At 67.6% G+C, this 19,070-nt stretch carries 18 protein-coding genes and 1 tRNA gene; 13 read left to right on the forward strand and 6 right to left on the reverse strand.

Going from position 1 to position 19,070, the window contains the following annotated elements:
- Nucleotides 1-11 precede the first annotated feature (11 nt).
- Nucleotides 12-680, reverse strand: coding sequence for a lytic transglycosylase domain-containing protein (locus ACNO8X_RS26285; RefSeq protein ID WP_418006042.1), 669 nt, complete (start codon nt 678-680; stop codon nt 12-14).
- Nucleotides 681-930: 250 nt separating this feature from the next.
- Here ACNO8X_RS26285 and efeU point away from each other — a divergent pair, with 250 nt between their 5' ends.
- Genes efeU through efeB form a run of 3 tightly spaced genes read left to right on the forward strand, consistent with a single transcriptional unit; the run spans nt 931 to nt 4,284 of the window.
- A complete protein-coding gene (gene efeU / locus ACNO8X_RS26290; RefSeq protein ID WP_418003383.1) occupies nt 931-1,827 on the forward strand; it encodes an iron uptake transporter permease EfeU in 897 nt (298 codons plus the stop codon).
- Nucleotides 1,824-2,984, forward strand: coding sequence for an iron uptake system protein EfeO (gene efeO / locus ACNO8X_RS26295; protein WP_418003384.1), 1,161 nt, complete (start codon nt 1,824-1,826; stop codon nt 2,982-2,984). Before efeU ends, efeO begins: the two co-directional genes overlap by 4 nt.
- Complete coding sequence (gene efeB / locus ACNO8X_RS26300; protein ID WP_418003385.1) at nt 2,965-4,284, forward strand: iron uptake transporter deferrochelatase/peroxidase subunit; 1,320 nt, start codon at nt 2,965-2,967, stop codon at nt 4,282-4,284. Before efeO ends, efeB begins: the two co-directional genes overlap by 20 nt.
- Here efeB and ACNO8X_RS26305 read toward each other — a convergent pair.
- Together ACNO8X_RS26305 and ACNO8X_RS26310 are read right to left on the reverse strand one after the other, a co-directional pair.
- Entirely contained in the window at nt 4,257-4,547 is a 291-nt protein-coding gene (locus tag ACNO8X_RS26305) for a hypothetical protein (protein WP_043398968.1), read from the reverse strand. The genes efeB and ACNO8X_RS26305 overlap by 28 nt on opposite strands.
- Nucleotides 4,548-4,645: 98 nt before the next feature.
- The gene (locus tag ACNO8X_RS26310; protein ID WP_418003386.1) at nt 4,646-5,596 is read right to left on the reverse strand and encodes a cupin domain-containing protein; all 951 of its coding nucleotides are present in this window, start codon (nt 5,594-5,596) and stop codon (nt 4,646-4,648) included.
- Nucleotides 5,597-5,630: 34 nt separating this feature from the next.
- On the opposite strand from ACNO8X_RS26310, the gene ACNO8X_RS26315 reads away from it, so the two are divergent.
- Nucleotides 5,631-6,323 (forward strand): alpha/beta hydrolase, encoded by a 693-nt coding sequence (locus tag ACNO8X_RS26315; RefSeq protein ID WP_418003387.1) that lies wholly within the window; start codon nt 5,631-5,633, stop codon nt 6,321-6,323.
- Here the strand turns inward: ACNO8X_RS26315 and ACNO8X_RS26320 are convergent.
- Both ACNO8X_RS26320 and mfd read right to left on the reverse strand, forming a co-directional pair.
- Nucleotides 6,311-7,258 (reverse strand): nucleoside triphosphate pyrophosphohydrolase, encoded by a 948-nt coding sequence (locus ACNO8X_RS26320; RefSeq protein WP_418003388.1) that lies wholly within the window; start codon nt 7,256-7,258, stop codon nt 6,311-6,313. The genes ACNO8X_RS26315 and ACNO8X_RS26320 overlap by 13 nt on opposite strands.
- A 31-nt stretch (nt 7,259-7,289) precedes the next feature.
- Nucleotides 7,290-10,919 carry a transcription-repair coupling factor gene (gene mfd / locus ACNO8X_RS26325; protein ID WP_418003389.1) on the reverse strand — a complete coding sequence of 1,210 codons (3,630 nt, stop codon included), beginning with the start codon at nt 10,917-10,919 and terminating at the stop codon, nt 7,290-7,292.
- A 107-nt stretch (nt 10,920-11,026) separates the two neighbouring features.
- Here mfd and ACNO8X_RS26330 point away from each other — a divergent pair, with 107 nt between their 5' ends.
- Nucleotides 11,027-12,274, forward strand: coding sequence for a diaminopimelate decarboxylase family protein (locus ACNO8X_RS26330; RefSeq protein WP_418003390.1), 1,248 nt, complete (start codon nt 11,027-11,029; stop codon nt 12,272-12,274).
- A gap of 75 nt (nt 12,275-12,349) precedes the next feature.
- Here the strand turns inward: ACNO8X_RS26330 and ACNO8X_RS26335 are convergent, their stop codons facing one another.
- On the reverse strand, nt 12,350-12,943 hold the full coding sequence (locus ACNO8X_RS26335) for a TetR family transcriptional regulator (RefSeq protein WP_418006043.1): 594 nt from the start codon (nt 12,941-12,943) through the stop codon (nt 12,350-12,352).
- Between the two features lie 85 nt (nt 12,944-13,028).
- On the opposite strand from ACNO8X_RS26335, the gene ACNO8X_RS26340 reads away from it, so the two are divergent.
- The 8 genes from ACNO8X_RS26340 to pth all read left to right on the forward strand — a co-directional run bounded on the left by ACNO8X_RS26340 (nt 13,029) and on the right by pth (nt 19,041).
- Nucleotides 13,029-13,100 (forward strand) — tRNA-Gln (locus tag ACNO8X_RS26340).
- A 78-nt stretch (nt 13,101-13,178) separates the two neighbouring features.
- Nucleotides 13,179-14,621: a bifunctional UDP-N-acetylglucosamine diphosphorylase/glucosamine-1-phosphate N-acetyltransferase GlmU gene (glmU, locus tag ACNO8X_RS26345; protein WP_418003391.1), complete on the forward strand. Its 1,443-nt coding sequence runs from the start codon at nt 13,179-13,181 to the stop codon at nt 14,619-14,621.
- A gap of 159 nt (nt 14,622-14,780) precedes the next feature.
- On the forward strand, nt 14,781-15,761 hold the full coding sequence (locus tag ACNO8X_RS26350) for a ribose-phosphate diphosphokinase (RefSeq protein WP_043398950.1): 981 nt from the start codon (nt 14,781-14,783) through the stop codon (nt 15,759-15,761).
- 2 nt (nt 15,762-15,763) lie between these two features.
- Nucleotides 15,764-16,105: an arsenate reductase (glutaredoxin) gene (gene arsC, locus ACNO8X_RS26355; RefSeq protein WP_418003392.1), complete on the forward strand. Its 342-nt coding sequence runs from the start codon at nt 15,764-15,766 to the stop codon at nt 16,103-16,105.
- A complete protein-coding gene (locus ACNO8X_RS26360; RefSeq protein ID WP_418003393.1) occupies nt 16,102-16,752 on the forward strand; it encodes an LpqN/LpqT family lipoprotein in 651 nt (216 codons plus the stop codon). Before arsC ends, ACNO8X_RS26360 begins: the two co-directional genes overlap by 4 nt.
- 24 nt (nt 16,753-16,776) lie before the next feature.
- Nucleotides 16,777-17,646 (forward strand): oxidoreductase, encoded by an 870-nt coding sequence (locus tag ACNO8X_RS26365; protein ID WP_418003394.1) that lies wholly within the window; start codon nt 16,777-16,779, stop codon nt 17,644-17,646.
- Nucleotides 17,647-17,796: 150 nt separating this feature from the next.
- Nucleotides 17,797-18,459 carry a 50S ribosomal protein L25/general stress protein Ctc gene (locus ACNO8X_RS26370; RefSeq protein ID WP_020099098.1) on the forward strand — a complete coding sequence of 221 codons (663 nt, stop codon included), beginning with the start codon at nt 17,797-17,799 and terminating at the stop codon, nt 18,457-18,459.
- Between the two features lie 6 nt (nt 18,460-18,465).
- A complete protein-coding gene (gene pth / locus ACNO8X_RS26375; protein ID WP_133763328.1) occupies nt 18,466-19,041 on the forward strand; it encodes an aminoacyl-tRNA hydrolase in 576 nt (191 codons plus the stop codon).
- The last annotated feature ends 29 nt before the right edge of the window (nt 19,042-19,070 follow it).

The raw sequence follows: 19,070 nt of genomic DNA on the forward strand, positions 1-19,070 counted from the left end.
ATCTTGGCTACCTATCTTTGGTGCCCGTTCGCATATGCCGTCGCCCAGTCCCGCACGGCGCGGGCGTAGTCGTCGGACATGTTGTACGCGTGCAGCGCGTCCATCCAGCCGCGCGGGCTGGACAGATCCTTACCGCGGTAGCAGAGGTAACCCGCCGCCGACAGCGCCGCGTCGTCGATGTTGTCGGGGCTGGCGAAGCCGGTGTTGTTGGCGTCGACGCCGTACAACCGCCAGGTGTCCGGGATGAACTGCATGGGTCCCATGGCGCGGTCGACGGCGTCGTCACTGTCCATGCTGCCGGAGTCGGAGTCCGGAATCCGCAGGTTGTTCATGGTTCCGTCGAGTGGCACGCCGCGGATCGGGGGCGTCACGTCACCGTTCGGGGCGATGGTCGCGCCGCGGTAGGTGCCGTGATGGCTCTCGACCATGCCGATGCCCGCCAGCGTCGTCCACGCGATGTGGCACTTGGGGTTCTCGACCTCGGCGACGCGTGCGGCGTACCCATAGGCCTCCAGCGCCATGACCGGAATACCCAGCGGCGGTGCCAGATGCTCAGCCCAGTCGCGCAGCTGGTCGGCGCCCCGGCCCTTCACATGGGTGTTGATCGCGGGCACGGCAGGCCCGGCCGGCGGCGGCACTCCGCGCAGGTAGCCGGGCTGAAACGAGCAGCTCGAGGCCATCAGGAGCGCTGTCGCGGCGACGACAGCGCTCGCCCGCAGCCAACGCGCTCGCAACACCGGTACTCCCCCATGCACTGAGATTCTCGACGGATTCGTCGCCCTGTCATCGTCGCATGCCGCGCCGAGTGCACCCCGGAGCGCCAGCTTTCCGGTAGGTAGCAACCAGGTAGCCGATCCGCTGATAAGGTTGGCTTGCCTTGCTTTGGCAAGGCAACCCTGTGTTACCGTTTAGTCTATCTAAGGATTGCGGATGACCACCACTTTCGCGGTCTCGACATCGCTGGTCGCCGCGGGCCCCGGCGTTTCCTCACAGCTATTTGGCAGCTTGCTGATCGGCCTCCGTGAAGGCCTCGAAACTGCGATCGTCGTCACCATCCTCGTCGCGTTCCTCGTGAAGTCCGATCGCCGCGACGCCCTGAAGTGGGTCTGGCTCGGGGTCGCCGGCGCCATCGCGATGACCATCGGCGTTTTCCTCACCATCCAACTCAGCGAGAACACCATCTCCGGACTGGCAGCCGAGGCCATTGCCGGTGTCGCGTCCCTGGTGGCGGTGGTCATCGTCACCACCATGGTGCTGTGGATGCGGAAAGCCGCCGCCACCATCTCCGGTGACCTGCGCGGCGACATGACCCGCGCGTTGGAGACCGGCGGCTGGGCCGTCGCCACCCTGGCCTTCCTGGCCGTCGGCCGCGAGGGCGTCGAGACGGCGCTGTTCATGGTCGGCTACGCCAACGCCTCGACGGCATGGCCGCTGGCCGGGCTGCTGATCGGCCTGCTCATCGCCGTCGCTATCGCCTACGGCATGTACGCCGGTGCGGTGCGGATCAACCTGGCGAAGTTCTTCAAATACACGGGCGCCTTCCTGGTCGTCGTCGCCGCCGGCATCCTGTCCTACGCGATCCACGCGTTGCAGACCGTCGGCTGGCTGCCCGGCCTGGGCGCCAGGGCCTTCGATCTGACGGGCGTCTTCAACTGGTCGTCGTGGTACGGCCAGGCGATCCAGGGCATCTTCAACATCAGCCCCACCCCATCTGTCCTGCAGTTCGTCTGCTGGCTGGCCTACCTGTTGGTCGTCCTGACGCTGTTCCTGCGACCTGTCGCAGCCAAACCCGCCCCTGCTGCCACCCTCGAAAGGTCCGCTTCGTGAATCTCGCTGCCCTGAACGTCAAGACCGGCCTGGCCGCCTCGGCCGCCCTGCTCGCCGGTCTGACCGCGGTCTCCGCGTGCACCTCCAAGTCGGACGAGAACAAGTCCGCCTCCGGCGAGATCACCGTGACCGCCACCGACGACGCCTGCAAGCTGTCGGCGACGTCGGCCAAGACGGGCCCGAGCACGTTCGTCGTCACCAACAACGGCACCAAGGTCACCGAGTTCTACGTCTACGGCCCCGGCGACAAGGTGATGGGCGAGATCGAGAACGTCTCCCCCGGCCTGCAGCGCAAGCTGATCGTGCAGCTGCCCGAAGCCGGCACCTACAAGACGGCGTGCAAGCCCGGCATGGTCGGCGACGGCATCCGCGGTGACTTCACCGTCACCGGCGACACCGTCAAGATCGACGACACCGGCAAGTTCAAGGACGCCGCCGAGTTCTACAAGAAGTACGTCATCGATCAGACCACCGCCCTGGTACCCGCCACCGAGGCGTTCGCCGCTGCGGTGAAGAAGGGTGACGTGGCCGCCGCCAAGGCGCAGTACCCCAAGGCCCGCACCTTCTACGAGCGCATCGAGCCGGTCGCCGAGTCGTTCCCGGACGACCTGGACCCGCGGATCGACCTGCGCGAAGCCGACGTCAAACCGGGCGACAAGTGGACCGGCTTCCACGTCCTGGAGAAGCAGCTGTGGGTCACCGGACTGCAGCCTGACGCCAACGCACTGGCCGACCAGCTGGTCGCCGACGTCAAGGAGCTCGACGCCGGCGTCAAGGATCCCAAGTGGACCATCGACTCCACCAAGATCGCCGGTGGCGCGCAGGAGCTGCTGGACGAGATCGCCAAGACCAAGATCACCGGCGAGGAAGACATCTTCAGCCACACCGACCTGTGGGACATCCAGGCCAACATCGAGGGCTCGCGGACCGCGGTCGGCTCGGTGGACCCGATCCTCGACGAGCGCAACCCGCAGCTGGGCAAGGACGTCGACGCGGCCTTCGAGAACGTCCAGAAGCTGCTGAACAAGTGGCGCCAGGGCGACGGCTTCATCTTCTACGACAAGGTGACCGAGCCTGAGCGGCAAGAACTTTCGCGCGCCGTCGATGCCCTGAGCAAGGAGGTCAGCGAGGTGCAGGGTGTCATCGCCAAGCAGTGAGCCCCAGCCGGGCACCACTGAACCGACCGTGACCGAGCAGGGCGGCCTGAGCCGACGCAAACTGTTCGGCGCGGCCGGGGTGACGGCCGCCGTGGTCGGCGCCGCCGCCACCGGCGCGTTGGCCGCCCGCTCTTCCGCAGCCGTGGTCGACAACAGCCTGCGCAACCCGGTGCCGTTCCGCGGCACCCATCAGGCGGGCATCGTCACCGCCGCGCAGGACCGCATGCACTTCGCCACGTTCGACGTCACCACGGACAAGAAGGCCGACGTGGTGGCGATGCTGAAGAAGTGGACCGAGATGGCCGAGCGCATGACGCTCGGCGAAGAGGCCGTCGCGCACGGCGCCATCGGGCTCAATCCATACGCACCGCCGGCCGATACCGGTGAGGCCCTTGGCCTTTCGCCCTCGGCGTTGACCCTGACCATCGGCTTCGGCCCGGGCTTCTTCCGCAAGGACGGCAAGGACCGCTTCGGTATCGACGCGCAGCGGCCGGCGCACCTGGTCGACCTGCCCAAGTTTCGCAACGAGAAGCTCGACCCCAATCGGTGCGGCGGCGACATCGTCGTGCAGGCCTGCGCCAACGACCCGCAGGTCGCGGTGCACGCCATCCGCAACCTGGCCCGCGTGGGTTTCGGCACCGTCGCCGTGCGGTACTCGCAGCTCGGCTTCGGCCGCACCTCGTCGACGACTCTCACCCAGTCCACCCCGCGAAACCTGTTCGGGTTCAAGGACGGAACGAACAACCTCAAAGCCGAGGACACGTCCGCCATCGACCAGCACGTCTGGATCGCCAATGGTGACGGACCGGCCTGGATGACGGGCGGCTCGTACCTGATCAGCCGCCGCATCCGGATGCTCATCGAATCCTGGGACCGCACCGTGCTGGCGGAGCAGGAGCGAGTCATCGGACGGCAGAAGGGCAACGGCGCACCCAACGGGTACACCGACGAGTTCACCCCGCTGGACTTCGACAGCAAGGGTGCCGACGGCGCACCGCTGGTCGACCTCGACTCCCACGTGCGGCTGGCCTCCCCGGAGGCCAACAAAGGGGCGAAGATTCTGCGCCGCGGCTACAACTTCACCGACGGCTCAGACGGTTTCGGCCACCTGGACGCGGGGCTGTTCTTCATCGCGTTCGTCCGGAACCCAGCCGAGTCGTTCATTCCGATGCAGAGGTCGTTGTCCGACAACGATGCTCTGAACGAATACATCACGCACACCGGCAGCGGCATCTTCGCCTGCCCACCAGGTGTGCGTGATGGTTCGTCGGACTACTGGGGTTCGACGCTGCTCGGCTGAGCGTCGGGCTGGTCGGCGGTGCGGTAGCGGTTGTAGAACGCGAGCGACGCGACCGCCGCGGCGCCACCGATGACACCCCACAGCGCGATCTGGAAGACCAGCGAGCCGAACAGGAAGTCGTAGGCGAGGGTCAGGTAGAGCGACCACGCCACGCGGTAGCCCGACCAGAAGGCCAGGAGGCCAGTGCTGATCGCGATGATCAGGCTCTGTTGGCGATCGAAGCGGTTGACGTGCTGTTCGATGACGGCGGGCACGATCTTCACGGTGTTTCCTCTCTGTGGACGCTCGTTGATCGGCGTCGTTGGAGCAATCACACCGGGGCCGGTCGGCTACCGATCCCAAGTTCTGGGTGTGGGAGACGTCAGCCGGCGCGGCCAGCGGTGTTCCGCCAGCGCAGCGGTGGGGCGCCGAAGCGTCGGCTGAACGCCCGGCTGAACCCGGCCTCGGAGGTGTAGCCCACCGTCGCGGCGACCGCGGCCACCGACGCCGTATCGGTTCGCAGCAGCTGAGCGGCCCGGTCCAGCCGGCGGTCGATCAGGTAGGCGGCGGGCGGGCGCCCCAGCAGCCGGGTGAACCGCTCGGCGAAGGCGGTCCGCGACAGGTTCGCCATCTGCGCAAGTTCGGCGATCGACCACGGCCTGGCCAGATCCTGGTGAACAGCCGAAAGCACCTGGCCCAGTACCGGATCCAACGCAGCGGTGAGCCAGCCCGATGGCGCCGAGGCGTCCCGCGACCAGGCCCGCAGAGTATGGATGAACAACAGATCCAGGATGCGCGAGATCATCACCGCCGAGCCAGGCCGCGGGGCCGCGACCTCTGCCACCAACAGCCGCAGGCTGACCTCCAGCCACTCCCGGTCCACGCCGCGCCCGGACACCACGATCGCCGGGGGTAGCACCGACAACAGCGGATCGGCGACGGCCTCGTCGAGCGCGAACGTCCCGGTCACCCAGCGTGGTGAATCCTGTTGCGGGAGTTCATCTCCGTCGACGTAGCGGTCCGTGTCGGCAAGTTGGCGGACCGGCACGTTGAGCCCCGCCTGCAGCTGGTGCCGGTCACCCCGGGCCAGCAGTACGAGATCGCCGTCGCACAGGATGACCGGTGGACCGTCGCCGCTCACCCGCAACCGGACGTCGCCGTGCTCGACGATGTGCAGGAGACGTTGTCCCGGCATCGCGATGTTGAACGGCACGGATCGGGGCGCATAACGGACGACGTCCTGGCCGCGCAGGCGGACGGCGTCGAGGATTTCGGAGAACGCATCCGATCCAGAAATCGGTGAATCGGCAAAGTTTGACGCCGAATCAGTCATTGAACTTGCCCCATCGTCCAAATACTGTCACCGCATGACCGAAAAACCAACAGTCGTCCTGGTTCACGGATTCTGGGGCGGTGCGGCCCACTGGGCCAACGTGATCGTCGAACTGAACCGCCGCGGCTACTCGTCGCTGCACGCGGTGGAGAACCCGCTCACCTCGCTGGCCGACGACGCCGAGCGCACTCGCAAGATGGTCAGTCAGGTCGACGGCCCCGTCGTCCTGGTCGGGCACTCGTACGGCGGTGCCGTCATCACCGAAGCCGGCGACCTGCCCAACGTGACCGCCCTGGTCTACATCGCGGCCTTCGCGCCCGATGCCGGCGAAAGCCCGGGAGGGATCACCCAGGAGATGCCGCCCGCTGCGGCCGCCAACCTCGCACCCGACTCCGACGGCTACCTCTGGGTCCTCCAGGACAAGTTCCACGAGAGCTTCTGTCAGGACCTGTCCGCTGACGATGCACTCGTCATGGCCGTCACCCAAAAGGCACCGCTGGCATCGACTTTCGGCGACACCGTCACGGCACCGGCCTGGCGGTCCAAGCCGAGTTGGTACCAGGTGTCGACCCAGGACCGGATGATCCACCCGGACAACGAACGCCGCATGGCGCAACGGATGAACCCGCGCAAGATCATCGAACTGGACGCCAGCCACGCCTCGCTCGCTTCGCAGCCGGTCGCCGTGGCCGACCTCATCGACGAGGCAGCGACTCAGACGTCCTGAGCCGGCCAGTGCTCCCGCCACTCGTCTGCTGACACCGCACCCAGCGGCGCGGCATCCAACTCCACCGCCACTTCGTCGCCGCGGCGGGCGGCGACGATGCGGCGCTCGGTCGCCCGCACGGTGTCGATGAATTCCAGAGCCACTGTGCGCAAGGCGCTTTCGGCATCGACGTCGGGTGTCAGGGTCACCGAGGTCAGTCCGGCCGGAAGCAGATCGGCGGGCAACCCGGCCGTGCCGGTCCGTTCGATCAGCTTCTGCGCCAGGGCCAGTGCCGGCAGCGCCGTCGGCACCTCGTCCATGCACGACGTCCGCGCGGCCTTTTCCAGCGCCTTGCGCTCTTCCCACTGGGCGATCTGGTCTTCCAGCGAAATCTCTTGTCCGGCAAGCACTGCCGGCACCCGGTTGCCCAGTTTACGGATCAGCGTGTCGGCGACGTCGTCGATGTCGAACGGGTGCAGCGGCGCGTCCTCGGCGATGCGCGCATGGAACAGCACCTGCAGCAACACATCTCCGAGCTCCTCGCGGACGTCGTCGGCGTTGCCACCCCGGACCGCGTCGAACAGCTCGTACGTCTCTTCCAGCAGGTAGCGACGCAGCGAGTCGTGCGTCTGCTCGCTCTCCCACGGACCGTTGCTGCGCAGCTTGTCCATCATCGTGACGGCGTCGATGAGCCGCTCTCCGGGCTGCGAACCGTCTGCCGCGATGAGCTTCTCGCCCGCGGCGAGCCGAGCCCGCACCTGGGGATGCTCCGGATCGGAGGACAACAGCACCGGCGCCGGATTGTCGGACTCGCCGTAGGCCGGCCGGCCCGACGGCAAAGACCACGGCACCTTGACCGGCAGTTCCTCGGTGTACTGCACGTCGCCGGTAAGCAGGACCAGCGCGTCGATCGGCATCAGCGACGGGCGGCGCGGATCGACCAGGACGACCGTCATGCGCGATCCGCCTTCGACTTCTCGCTGCCCGTCATGAGCTACCCCCCAAGTCGGTTATGTCTACGTCACCGGCCGCTTTCCCGTCGAGCACCAGCAGCAGTCCGGCCACCGCGCGCGCCAGTTCCAGGTCGCGGATGCGCGGTGCGCCCACGCCGGCACCGGCCCGCGGAATCGGAATCTGCACCGTCGACGTCGTCGCCCGGTAGTTCGCACCCGGATACATCCGCTTGAGCCGCAGCTGCCCGGAGTCCATGAGCGTCAGGGGCGTCAACCGGATGGTCGAGTCGGAGATCGCGGTCACCTCGGTGACGCCGTACTCGCGGCACAGCAGCCGCAGCCGGGCCACGGCGACGAGCCGCTGCGCGGGTTCGGGCAGTGGCCCGTAGCGGTCCACCAGCTCCTCGACCACCGACGCCACCCGTGCGTGATCGGACGCGGCGGCCAACCGGCGGTAGGCCTCGAGCCGCAGCCGGTCGCTGCCGATGTAGTCCGGCGGCAGGTGTGCGTCGATCGGCAGATCGACCCGCACCTCCTTCGCTTCCTCCACGGCCGCAATGGTTTTCCCGTCCACGGCAGCGCGGTAGGCCTCGACGGCCTCCCCGACCAACCGGACGTACAGGTCGAAGCCGACGCCCGCGACGTGCCCGGACTGCTCGACACCGAGCACGTTGCCCGCACCGCGAATCTCGAGGTCTTTCATCGCGACCGCCATACCGGCGCCCAGATCGTTGTTCTGCGCGATGGTGGCCAGTCGGTCGTGTGCGGTCTCGGTGAGCGGCACCTCCGGCGGGTACAGGAAATACGCGTAGCCGCGCTCACGGCTACGGCCCACCCGGCCACGCAACTGGTGCAGCTGCGACAGGCCGAAGGTGTCGGCCCGCTCCACGATCAACGTGTTGGCGTTCGAAATGTCAAGGCCCGTCTCGACGATCGTCGTGCACACCAGGATGTCGTAGTCGCGGTTCCAGAAACCCTCGACGGTCTTCTCCAGCAGCTCCTCGGGCATCTGCCCGTGTGCCACCACGACGCGCGCCTCGGGAACCATCGCCCGCACCCGCGCGGCGGCGTTGTCGATCGACTTCACCCGGTTGTGGATGTAGAACGCCTGCCCGTCGCGCAGCAGCTCGCGTCGCAGCGCCGCGGCGACCTGCTTATCGTCATGCGGCCCAACGTAAGTCAGCACTGGGAAGCGTTCCTCGGGCGGCGTCAGGATGGTCGACATCTCCCGGATACCGGCCAGGCTCATCTCCAGGGTGCGCGGGATCGGGGTGGCGCTCATGGTCAGCACGTCGACGTGGGTGCGCATCGACTTGATGTGCTCCTTGTGCTCGACGCCGAACCGCTGCTCCTCGTCGACGATCACCAGACCGAGGTCTTTCCAGGTGACACCGGTCGCCAGCAGCCGGTGGGTGCCGATCACCACGTCGACCGAGCCGTCCTGCAAACCCTCGATCACCAAACGGGATTCGGCCGGATCGGTGAACCGGGACAGTCCCTTCACCGTCACCGGGAACCCGGCCATGCGGGCGGCGAAGGTCTGCAGGTGCTGGTCGGCCAGCAGCGTCGTCGGCACCAGCACCGCGACCTGCTTGCCGTCCTGCACCGCCTTGAACGCCGCACGGACCGCGATCTCGGTCTTGCCGTAGCCGACGTCGCCACAGATGACGCGGTCCATGGGGACCGGCTTCTCCATGTCAGCCTTGACCTCCGTGATGGCGGTCAGCTGGTCCATGGTCTCGGTGAAGCCGAACGCGTCCTCCATCTCGTTCTGCCACGGGGTGTCCGGGGCGAACGCATGGCCGGGCGCGGACTGCCGCTTGGCGTACAGCGACACCAGCTCGCCGGCGATCTCACGAACCGCCTTGCGCGCCTTGGTCTTCGTGTTGGTCCAGTCGCTGCCGCCGAGCCGGCTCAGCGTGGGCTCCGTACCGCCGACGTACCGCGACAACTGGTCCAGCGAGTCCATCGGCACGTACAGCCGGTCGGACCCGCCGCCGCGTTTGGCCGACGCGTACTCGAGCACCAGGTACTCGCGCCGGGCGCCACCGACCACGCGCTCGGTCATCTCGACGAACTTGCCGATGCCGTGCTGGTCGTGCACCACCAGGTCACCGGCCGTCAACGCCAGCGGGTCGACGACGTTGCGCCGTTTGGCGGCAAGCCTTTTGCCCTCGGTGACCGCGGCCCGGTTGCCCGTCAGGTCGGTCTCGGTGATGACGACGAGGTTGACGCCGGGCAGCACCATACCGTCGTGCAGCGGACCCTTGAGCACCCCGATAACGCCGGCCTTCGGCACCGCCCCGGGCTCCAACATCGTTGCCGCGACATCGGATTCGCTGAGCTGCTCAACGACTCGGTGCGCGGTACCGGTGCCCGGGGTGACCACCGCCGCGAGGCCTCCGGTGGCGATGTGCGCCCGCAACATCGCGAAGATCTCTTCGAGGCTCTGCTGGCTGCGGGCCGACGGCGCCGGCCGGATGTCGACCTCGACCGCCGTTTCATTGGCCAGCTGGCTCAGCGTCCACCACGGGTGACCACCGGCGGCCGCGGCTTCCCGGACCTCCACGAAGTCCCGGAATCCCGAACCACCAAGCTGCTCAACGTCAATCGGCGCGTCGCCGCCCACGGCAGCCACCGACCACGAGGCCTCCAGGAACTCGCGGCCGGTCTTGATCAGATCGGCCGCGCGGGTCCGCACCTTCTCCGGGTCGCAGATCAGCAGCGGCGCACCGGTCGGCAGCCGGTCGGTGAGCAACGCCAGGTCGCCCGGACGCAGCACCGGAAGCAGCGCTTCCATGCCGTCGACCGGAATACCCTCGGCGAGCTTCGCCATCATGTCCGCGATGCTGCCGGTGACCTGGTTGTCGCTGCTGGGCAGGCCCGCACCGATCTCGGCGGCGCGTTCGCGGACGTCGGCCGTCAACAGCAGTTCGCGACAGGGCACCGCAATCATCGTCTCGACGGCGATCTCGGGGATGGACCGCTGGTCGGCCACCGAGAACATCCGCATCTCGGTGACCTCGTCGCCCCAGAACTCGATGCGCACGGGGTGCTCGGCGGTCGGCGTGAAGATGTCGAGAATGCCTCCGCGGACGGCGAATTCGCCGCGCTTGCCGACCATGTCCACCCGCGAGTAGGCCAGCTCGACCAGCCGCGTCACGGTGTCGTCGAAGTCGGCTTCGCCGCCGATGGTCAACGTCACCGGTTCGGCGTCGGTCACCCCGCCGGCCAGCGGCTGCAGCAGCGACCGGGCCGTGGTGACCACCACCCGCAGCGGCGGACCGAGCCGGGTGTCGTCCGGCCGCGCGAGCCGGCGCAGGACCGTCAGCCGGGCGCCGACGGTGTCGACGCCGGGCGAGAGCCGCTCGTGCGGCAAGGTCTCCCACGACGGGAACAGCGCCACGGCATCGCCGTGGACGGCCCGCAGCTCGGTGGTGAGATCGTCGGCCTCGCGACCGGTGGCCGTGACCACCAGCACCGGGCCGGCGGCAGCCAGCGCCGCCGCGACCGGGAGCCGGGCGCTGACCGGGCCGACCAAAGCCTGCTCGGCGACGCCCTCGGCGGCCTGCCGCGTCAGTTCCTGCAGGCCAGGATCGGTGAGTGCGAGTTGAACGAGCCCCGCCAACGGGGTTTGGATCGATTGCTGCCCCGGGGAGGTCATGATGCCCCCGATTGTAGTTCGCAGGACTTCGTCAATATTGGGCGCGGTCCCGTCAAAGGATCGTCAACGGGGCGTTCACCCGGCATTTCCGGGCGCAGGCTGGAGTCATGACACTGCTCGACATACTGCCGTCCCTGCGAGGAGCCATGCGTCCGCGCATCGACACCACGATCTGGCCGCTGACCACACAGGTCGACGCCCTGGGACGACTCTGCGTCGGGTCGGTGGCGCTCACCGACGTCGCCGACGAGTTCGGCACGCCCGCATACGTTCTGGATGAGTCCGACTTCCGCAGGCGCGCCCAGCAGTACCGCGCCACGTTGCGTGGCGTCGAGGTGGTCTACGCCGCCCAGTCGCTGCTGACCAGGACCGTCGCCGGCTGGGTGCACGAGGCCGGCCTCGGCATGGCGGTGTGTTCGACGGCCGAGTTGGCCACGGCCCTCGCCGGTGGCATGGACCCGGCGCGCATCGTGGTCCACGGCAGCGGCAAGTCGGTCGACGAGCTGGCGACGGCCGCGGGCGCCGGGGTGGGCCGCATCGTGCTGGACTCCCCCATCGAGATGGCCTATCTGTCCGGTGTCACGCGCCGGCCGCAGGCAATGCTGCTGCAGGTCCAGCCCGGTGTCGACGTGTTGCCGATGGTCCGCCGGGCGCTGGCCACCCCGCAGCTGCCGTTGGTCGGGCTGTACTGCCACCTGGGCACCCAGATCGCCGAGCCGGAGGTCTACGTCGAGGCCGTGCGCCGGCTGGTCGACACCATGGCCGACGTGCGCGCCGCCCACGGCGTGGTACTCACCGAGCTGAACATCGGCGGCGGGCATGCCATCGCCTACCGGACCGGGGAACCCGAACTCGACGTCGCAGCACTGGCCGATTTCCTGGAAGACGCCCTCGACGCCGCCTGCGCCGCGAACCGGTTCCCCCGCCCGCGGCTCGTCGTCGAACCCGGTCGGGCGATCAGCGGACGCGCCGGCGTGACGCTGCACCGGGTGCAGTCGGTATCGGCGCGCACCGACGGCCGCGCCGTCATCACCGTCGACGGCAGCCACCCCCACTCCGCGCCGATCGCGAATTACACTGTGGCCCTTGCCAACCGGCACCCCCTCGGGCCCACACGCCAGTCCACGATCGTCGGCCGCGACGGCACGGCCATCGCCGGTGACCTCGACCTGCCCGACGACGTCCACCCCGGCGACCTGCTCGCCACCGCCTGCACCGGCGCGTATCACCACAGCACCGCGTCGAACTTCACCATGACGACCCGGCCACCGGTCATCGCCGTGTGCGAGCGCCGGGTCCGGCCGCTGATCCGTCGGGAGACCACCGCGGACCTGCTGCTGCGCGACTGCGGTTAGAGCTCTCGCCGAACGTGAAGAAGATCGCGAGAAATCGGCGAATTCTCGCCATCTTCTTCACGTTGGACCGGGAGGTCAGTTCTCGTGCAGCTCCGGATCCGACTCGAGGTGCGTCAGGCCGTTCCACATCAGATTGACCAGGTGCGCCGCGACCACTTCCTTCTTCGGTTCGCGGGTGTCCAGCCACCACTGCGCCGACATCGACACCGAGCCGACGAGCGCCTGCGCATACAGCGGGGCCAGCTCCGGGTCGAGCCCGCGGCGGGAGAAGTCGCCGGCCAGGATCGAGCTGACCTGGTTAACCGCGTCGTTGAGCAGCGTCGAGTAGGTGCCCGACGTAATGGCCGCCGGCGAATCCCTGATCAGGATGCGGAAGCCGTCGGTGTGTTCCTCGACGTAGGTCAACAGCGCCAGTGCCACCCGCTCGACGCGGACTCGCGACCGGTTGTTGGTCAGCGACGACGTGATGCCATCGAGCAGCGCGGACATCTCCCGGTCCACGACGACGGCATACAGGCCTTCCTTACCGCCGAAATGCTCGTAAACCACCGGCTTGGAGACGTTGGCGCGCTGCGCGATCTCCTCGACAGACGTGCCGTCGTAGCCGCGCTCCGCGAACAGCGACTTCGCGATCTCGATCAGCTGTTGACGGCGTTCACTGCCGGTCATGCGCGCACGAGGGCTGCGCGCTCCGTTCTCCGCCGCTGCCATGGTCGCCAGCGTATCCGCTTGCACTAGAGTCTCTGGCGAGTAATCCGTCGTGGTGTAATCGGCAGCACCTCTGATTTTGGTTCAGATAGTTCAGGTTCGAGTCCTGGCGACGGAGCGAGGCTTGCCGAGCGACAATCGGCAGGGCGCCAAGTACCGCATCGCGCATCAGTAGCGCGTAGAGAGAGGCGTACGTGTGACTCGAGGCGAAGCCGCCGTCATCGTCCTGGCCGCTGGGTCAGGCACCCGGATGCGCTCCGACATTCCGAAGGTCCTGCATACGCTGGCCGGCCGCAGCATGCTCGCGCACGCGCTGCACGCCGTGGCCAAGGTCAATCCGACACACCTCGTCGTGGTCGTCGGCAAGGAACGCGAGCGGGTCACCGCACACGTGCACGAGATCGCGGGCGGACTCGGCCGGACCGTCACCGTCGCCATCCAGGACGAGCAGCTCGGCACCGGGCACGCCGTCAGCTGCGGCCTGTCGGCGCTCCCCGCCGACTTCGCCGGCACGGTCGTGGTCACCGCGGGTGACGTTCCGCTGCTCGACGCCGATACTCTCGCCAACCTCGTCGACACCCACGCCACCGCCACCGCGGCCGCGACGGTGCTCACCACCACCGTCACCAACCCCACCGGCTACGGCCGCATCCTGCGCACGCAGGACCACGAGGTGATCGGCATCGTCGAGCAGGCCGACGCCACCGAATCCCAGCGCGCCATCCGCGAGGTGAACTCCGGGGTTTACGCGTTCGACGCCACGGCACTGCGCTCGGCGCTGAGCCGGCTGCGGTCGGACAACGCCCAGCAGGAGCTCTACCTCACCGATGCCATCTCGATCGTGCGCGGCGACGGCCAGATCGTCCGGGCCCACCACGTCGACGACAGCGCGCAGGTCTCCGGCGTCAACGACCGCGTGCAGCTGTCCGAGGTGGCCGCCGAGCTGAACCGCCGCATCATCGCCGGTCACCAGCGCGCGGGCGTCACGATCATCGACCCGGGCACCACCTGGATCGACGTCGACGTCAGCATCGGCCGCGACACCGTCGTCAAGCAGTGCAGCCAGCTGCTGGGCGCCACCGACATCGGCGCGAATTGCGTCATCGGTCCCGACACCACACTGACCGACATGGAGGTCGGTGACGGCGCCGAGGTGATCCGCACCCACGGGCAGCTGGCGGTCATCGGTGCCGGCGCCACCGTCGGCCCCTTCACGTACCTGCGGCCGGGCACCGAGCTGGGCGCCGACGGCAAGCTGGGTGCGTTCGTCGAGGTCAAGAACTCGAAGATCGGGACCGGCACCAAGGTGCCGCACCTGACGTACGTCGGGGACGCCGACATCGGCGAGTACAGCAACATCGGCGCGTCCAGCGTCTTCGTCAACTACGACGGCGAGAACAAGAGCCGCACCACCATCGGTTCGCATGTGCGCACCGGCTCGGACACGATGTTCGTCGCACCCGTGAGCGTCGGCGACGGTGCCTACACCGGCGCCGGCACCGTGGTCCGCGAGGACGTGCCACCCGGAGCACTGGCCGTTTCCAAAGGTGAGCAGCGCAATATCGAGGGCTGGGTGGAGCGCAAGCGGCCCGAGTCGAAGGCCGCGGAGGCCGCGCGCAAGGCGCGGGAACAGGGCTGATGACGCCGGTGAGGGCTATGCACGAAAACGGTGCCGAATCCGTGCACAGCACTCACACTCGAAGTTTGCTGTTGGTGTTCCGGTAACCCGGCAACGGTTCCTGGTTACCGGCAAGTACCATTACGACGCATCGATCCCCCACCGCGAAAGCAGCACACAGTGGCCACGGACTGGACCGACAACCGCAAAAATCTGATGCTCTTCTCGGGGCGCGCGCACCCCGAACTGGCCGAACAGGTCGCCAAAGAGCTCGGCATCGAGGTCACCCCGCAGACGTCCCGGGACTTCGCGAACGGCGAGATCTTCGTCCGTTTCGACGAGTCGGTGCGTGGCTGCGACGCCTTCGTGCTGCAGAGCCATCCCGCGCCGCTGAATCAGTGGCTGATGGAACAGCTCATCATGATCGACGCGCTCAAGCGCGGGTCCGCCAAGCGGATCACCGCGATCCTGCCGTTCTACCCGTACGCGCGCCAGGACAAGAAGCACCGCGGCCGCGAGCCCATCTCGGCCCGTCTGATCGCCGACCTGCTCAAGACCGCCGGCGCCGACCGCATCGTCTCGGTCGACCTGCACACCGACCAGATCCAGGGCTTCTTCGACGGTCCGGTCGACCACATGCGCGGCCAGTCGCTGCTGTGCGGCTACATCGGCGACAAGTACGGCGACTCCGACCTGGTCGTGGTCTCGCCGGACTCCGGCCGCGTGCGCGTCGCCGAGAAGTGGGCCGACTCCCTGGGCGGCGTGCCGCTGGCGTTCATTCACAAGACCCGCGATCCGCTGGTCCCCAACCAGGTCAAGGCCAACCGCGTCGTCGGTGAAGTCAAGGGCAAGACCTGCATCCTGACCGACGACATGATCGACACCGGTGGCACCATCGCCGGCGCGGTCAAGCTGTTGCGTGAGGACGGGGCCAAGGACGTCATCATCGCCGCCACCCACGGTGTGCTGTCCGACCCGGCAGCCCAGCGCCTGGCCGACTGCGGCGCCCGCGAGGTCATCGTCACCAACACGCTGCCCATCACGCCGGACAAGCAGTTCCCGGCACTGACCGTGCTGTCGATCGCGCCGCTGCTGGCGTCGACCATCCGCGCGGTGTTCGAAAACGGCTCGGTCACCGGCCTTTTCGACGGATCTGCCTAACAATGGCCGCCCGCATCTACCACAACCCGAAGTGCTCGACCTCCCGTAAGACGCTGGATCTGCTGCGGGAGAACGGCATCGAGCCCGAGGTCGTGCAGTATCTGAAGACGCCGCCGACCCGGGCCGAGCTGGTGGCGATGATCAAAGATGCGGGCATCGGCGTGCGCACCGCGGTACGTAGGCGCGAATCCCTCTACGCCGAACTGAATCTGGCCGACGCCACCGACGAGCAGCTGCTCGACGCCATGGCCGAACATCCGATCCTGATCGAGCGGCCGTTCGTCGTCACCGCCAAAGGCACCCGGCTGGCCCGCCCGATCGACGCGGTCCGCGAGATTCTGTGATCCTGCGCAGGGTCTGTGCCGCCGCGGCGGTGGCGCTGTCACTCACCGCGTGCGAGACGAAAACGCCTGACTACAAGTCGATCTGGTCGACGACGCCGACCACCAGCACGACGCCGGTGGACAAGGCCAGTCTGATTCCGTTCCCCGACTACCTGAACAAGCTCGGGGTGCAGAGCAAGCAGGTCATCCCCGACCAGCTCACCGACCTCAAGGTGACGCTGCCCCGGCCGCAGGGCTGGACGGGATACAAGAACCTCAATTACTCGCCCGGCACCGTGACGATCGCCAAGAACGACACCTATCCCCTGGCGATGCTGATGGTGTTCCAGCTGTCCGGAGACTTCGACGTCAAGGATGCCCTCAAGCATTCCGACGCCGACGCCCTGCTGTCCGAGAACTTCAAGAAGCTCTACAGCTCGAGCGACGACTTCCAGGGCTACCCGTCGGCGATGATCGAGGGCAGCTACGACCTGCACAACCGCCGGATGCAGTCCTACAACCGGATCGTCATCGCCCAGCCGGCCCCGCCACGACCGGGTATCCACTACCTGATCCAGCTGACCATCACGACGTATGCCGAACAGGCCAAGGACCAGGCCGGCGACATCGAAGCGATCATCAAGGGCTTCTCCGTCGGCCCCAAGTAGCCCTGCGGCACTAAGCTCGCGGTCATGAGTGAATGGACCGCCGCCGACCTGCCTTCTTTCGCCGGCCGCACCGTCATTGTCACCGGCGCCAACAGTGGCCTCGGCGAGGTCACCGCCCGTGAGCTGGCCCGCGTGGGCGCCAAGGTCATCCTCGCCTGCCGCAACACCGCCAAGGGCGACGCCGCTGCCGCCGGCATGACCGGCGACGTCGAGGTTCGGCCCCTGGACCTGCAGAGCCTGGCCTCGGTGCGCGAGTTCGCCGCCGGTGTCGACAAGGTCGACGTGCTGATCAACAACGCCGGCATCATGGCGGTGCCGTTCTCGCTGACCGAGGACGGCTTCGAGAGCCAGATCGGCACGAACCACTTGGGGCATTTCGCCCTGACCAACCTGCTGCTGCCGAAGATCACCGACCGCGTGGTCACGGTGTCGTCCGGGCTGCACATGCTGGGCTACATCAGCCTGAAAGACCTGAACTGGAAGTCGCGGCCGTACTCGGCATGGTTGGCCTACGGGCAGTCGAAGCTGGCGAATCTGCTGTTCAGCAAGGACCTGCAGCGCCGGCTTTCGCTGGCCGGGTCGCCCGTGCGGGCACTGACCGCGCATCCGGGCTACTCGGCGACCAACCTGCAGGGCCAGACCGGCAACGAGCTGGGCGACAAGTTCTGGCTCGCCACCAACAAGATCGCCACCCCCGCCGCCTTCGGAGCCCAGCAGACGCTGTTCGCGGCGTCGCAGGACCTGCCGGGCAACACGTTCGTCGGCCCGAAATTCGGCTTCCGCGGGCCGACCGGGCCGACGCAGCTGATCAAGCCTGCCGGCCGGTCAGCACGCACCGCGACCGCCCTCTGGGACCTGTCTGCCCAGCTCACCGCCACCGAATTTCCGGTCTGAGGGGCGTTTCCGCTAGTCTGACTGACGATCACGGCGAGGGTCGGTCCACCAGGACCACCGTTATCGACGGGAACTTCACAGCACTGATGTGCGCTGATATCCCAGCCCTGGCCGTGCCACCCAGTAGATACGGCATCAGGAGCGATTCACATGGCCAAGAACGCGGCCCCCACCTCGAACAATCTGACCGCTGAGGTCCGCACCCGGACCGGCAAGGGCGCCTCGCGCCTGGCCCGTCGCGAAGGCCGCGTGCCGGTCGTCCTGTACGGCCACGGCACCGAGCCGCAGCACCTCGAGATCAACGCGCGCGAGTACGCTGCCGTGCTGCGTAACTCGGGCACCAACGCGGTGCTGACCCTCGACATCGCCGGCAAGGAGCAGCTCGCGCTGACCAAGCAGGTCGTCGTTCACCCGATCAAGCGCAACATCCAGCACGCCGACCTGATCGTCGTGAAGCGTGGCGAGAAGGTCACCGTCGACGTGAGCATCGTCGTCGAGGGTGACGCCCAGTCCGGCACCCTGGTGGCCCAGGACACCAACACCATCCAGATCGAGGCCGACGTCCAGTCGATCCCCGAGTCGCTGACCGTGTCGGTCGAGGGCATCGAGGCCGGTACTCAGATCCTGGCCGGCCAGGTCGAACTGCCCGCGGGCGTCACGCTGGTGACCGACCCCGAGGTGCTGGTCATCAACGTCGTCGCGGCGCCGACCGCTGAGGACCTCGAGGCCGAGGGCTCCGGCGAAGAGGCCGCTTCGGGCGAGGCTGCTGCCGAGGGCGAGGCGGCCGCAGAGGCCGCTGCCGAGTCGGAGTAATTCGCTTTGGCCGAACCGCTCTTGGTGGTCGGCCTGGGCAATCCTGGGCCGCGCTACGAAACAACGCGGCACAACGTTGGATTTCTGGTTGCCGACATCCTGGCCGAGCGCATCGGCGCAGGGTTCAAGGTGCACAAGAAATCCGGAGCTGAAGTCACCACGGGCCGGCTGGGAGGCCGGTCCGTGGTGCTCGCCAAGCCGCGCACCTACATGAACGAATCCGGTAGGCACATCGGGCCTTTGGCGAAGTTCTATTCCGTCGAGCCGGCCGACATCGTGGTTATTCACGACGAGCTGGACATCGACTTCGGCCGCATCCGGCTCAAGTTCGGTGGCGGCGAGGGTGGTCACAATGGTCTGCGTTCCATTGCTTCCGCCTTGGGCACCAAGGATTTTCAGCGCGTCCGCATCGGCGTGGGCCGCCCGCCGGGGCGGCAAGACCCGGCCGCGTTCGTGCTGGAGAACTTCAATTCGAAGGAACGACCCGAGTTGGGCACCATCCTCGAACAAGCCTCCGACGCAACGGAATTGCTGCTGCAGCACGGCGTCGAGGCGGCGCAGAACACCGTCCACGCCTGGTAGCGCTTCCTGCCGAACAGACGTGAAAACCC

This window comes from Mycobacterium sp. PDNC021, assembly GCF_048282635.1.
Lineage (GTDB): Bacteria > Actinomycetota > Actinomycetes > Mycobacteriales > Mycobacteriaceae > Mycobacterium > Mycobacterium llatzerense.

What these genes read in the sequence shown, in the direction of transcription:
- ACNO8X_RS26285 (WP_418006042.1), bottom strand. Translation starts at nt 680, where the DNA reads ATGGCCTCGAGCTGCTCGTTTCAGCCCGGCTACCTGCGCGGAGTGCCG.
- ACNO8X_RS26370 (WP_020099098.1), top strand. Translation starts at nt 17,797, where the DNA reads ATGGCCAAGAACGCGGCCCCCACCTCGAACAATCTGACCGCTGAGGTC.
- ACNO8X_RS26315 (WP_418003387.1), top strand. Translation starts at nt 5,631, where the DNA reads ATGACCGAAAAACCAACAGTCGTCCTGGTTCACGGATTCTGGGGCGGT.
- mfd (WP_418003389.1), bottom strand. Translation starts at nt 10,919, where the DNA reads ATGACCTCCCCGGGGCAGCAATCGATCCAAACCCCGTTGGCGGGGCTC.
- ACNO8X_RS26310 (WP_418003386.1), bottom strand. Translation starts at nt 5,596, where the DNA reads ATGACTGATTCGGCGTCAAACTTTGCCGATTCACCGATTTCTGGATCG.
- ACNO8X_RS26335 (WP_418006043.1), bottom strand. Translation starts at nt 12,943, where the DNA reads ATGACCGGCAGTGAACGCCGTCAACAGCTGATCGAGATCGCGAAGTCG.
- ACNO8X_RS26330 (WP_418003390.1), top strand. Translation starts at nt 11,027, where the DNA reads ATGACACTGCTCGACATACTGCCGTCCCTGCGAGGAGCCATGCGTCCG.
- arsC (WP_418003392.1), top strand. Translation starts at nt 15,764, where the DNA reads ATGGCCGCCCGCATCTACCACAACCCGAAGTGCTCGACCTCCCGTAAG.
- ACNO8X_RS26320 (WP_418003388.1), bottom strand. Translation starts at nt 7,258, where the DNA reads ATGACGGTCGTCCTGGTCGATCCGCGCCGCCCGTCGCTGATGCCGATC.
- ACNO8X_RS26365 (WP_418003394.1), top strand. Translation starts at nt 16,777, where the DNA reads ATGAGTGAATGGACCGCCGCCGACCTGCCTTCTTTCGCCGGCCGCACC.
- efeU (WP_418003383.1), top strand. Translation starts at nt 931, where the DNA reads ATGACCACCACTTTCGCGGTCTCGACATCGCTGGTCGCCGCGGGCCCC.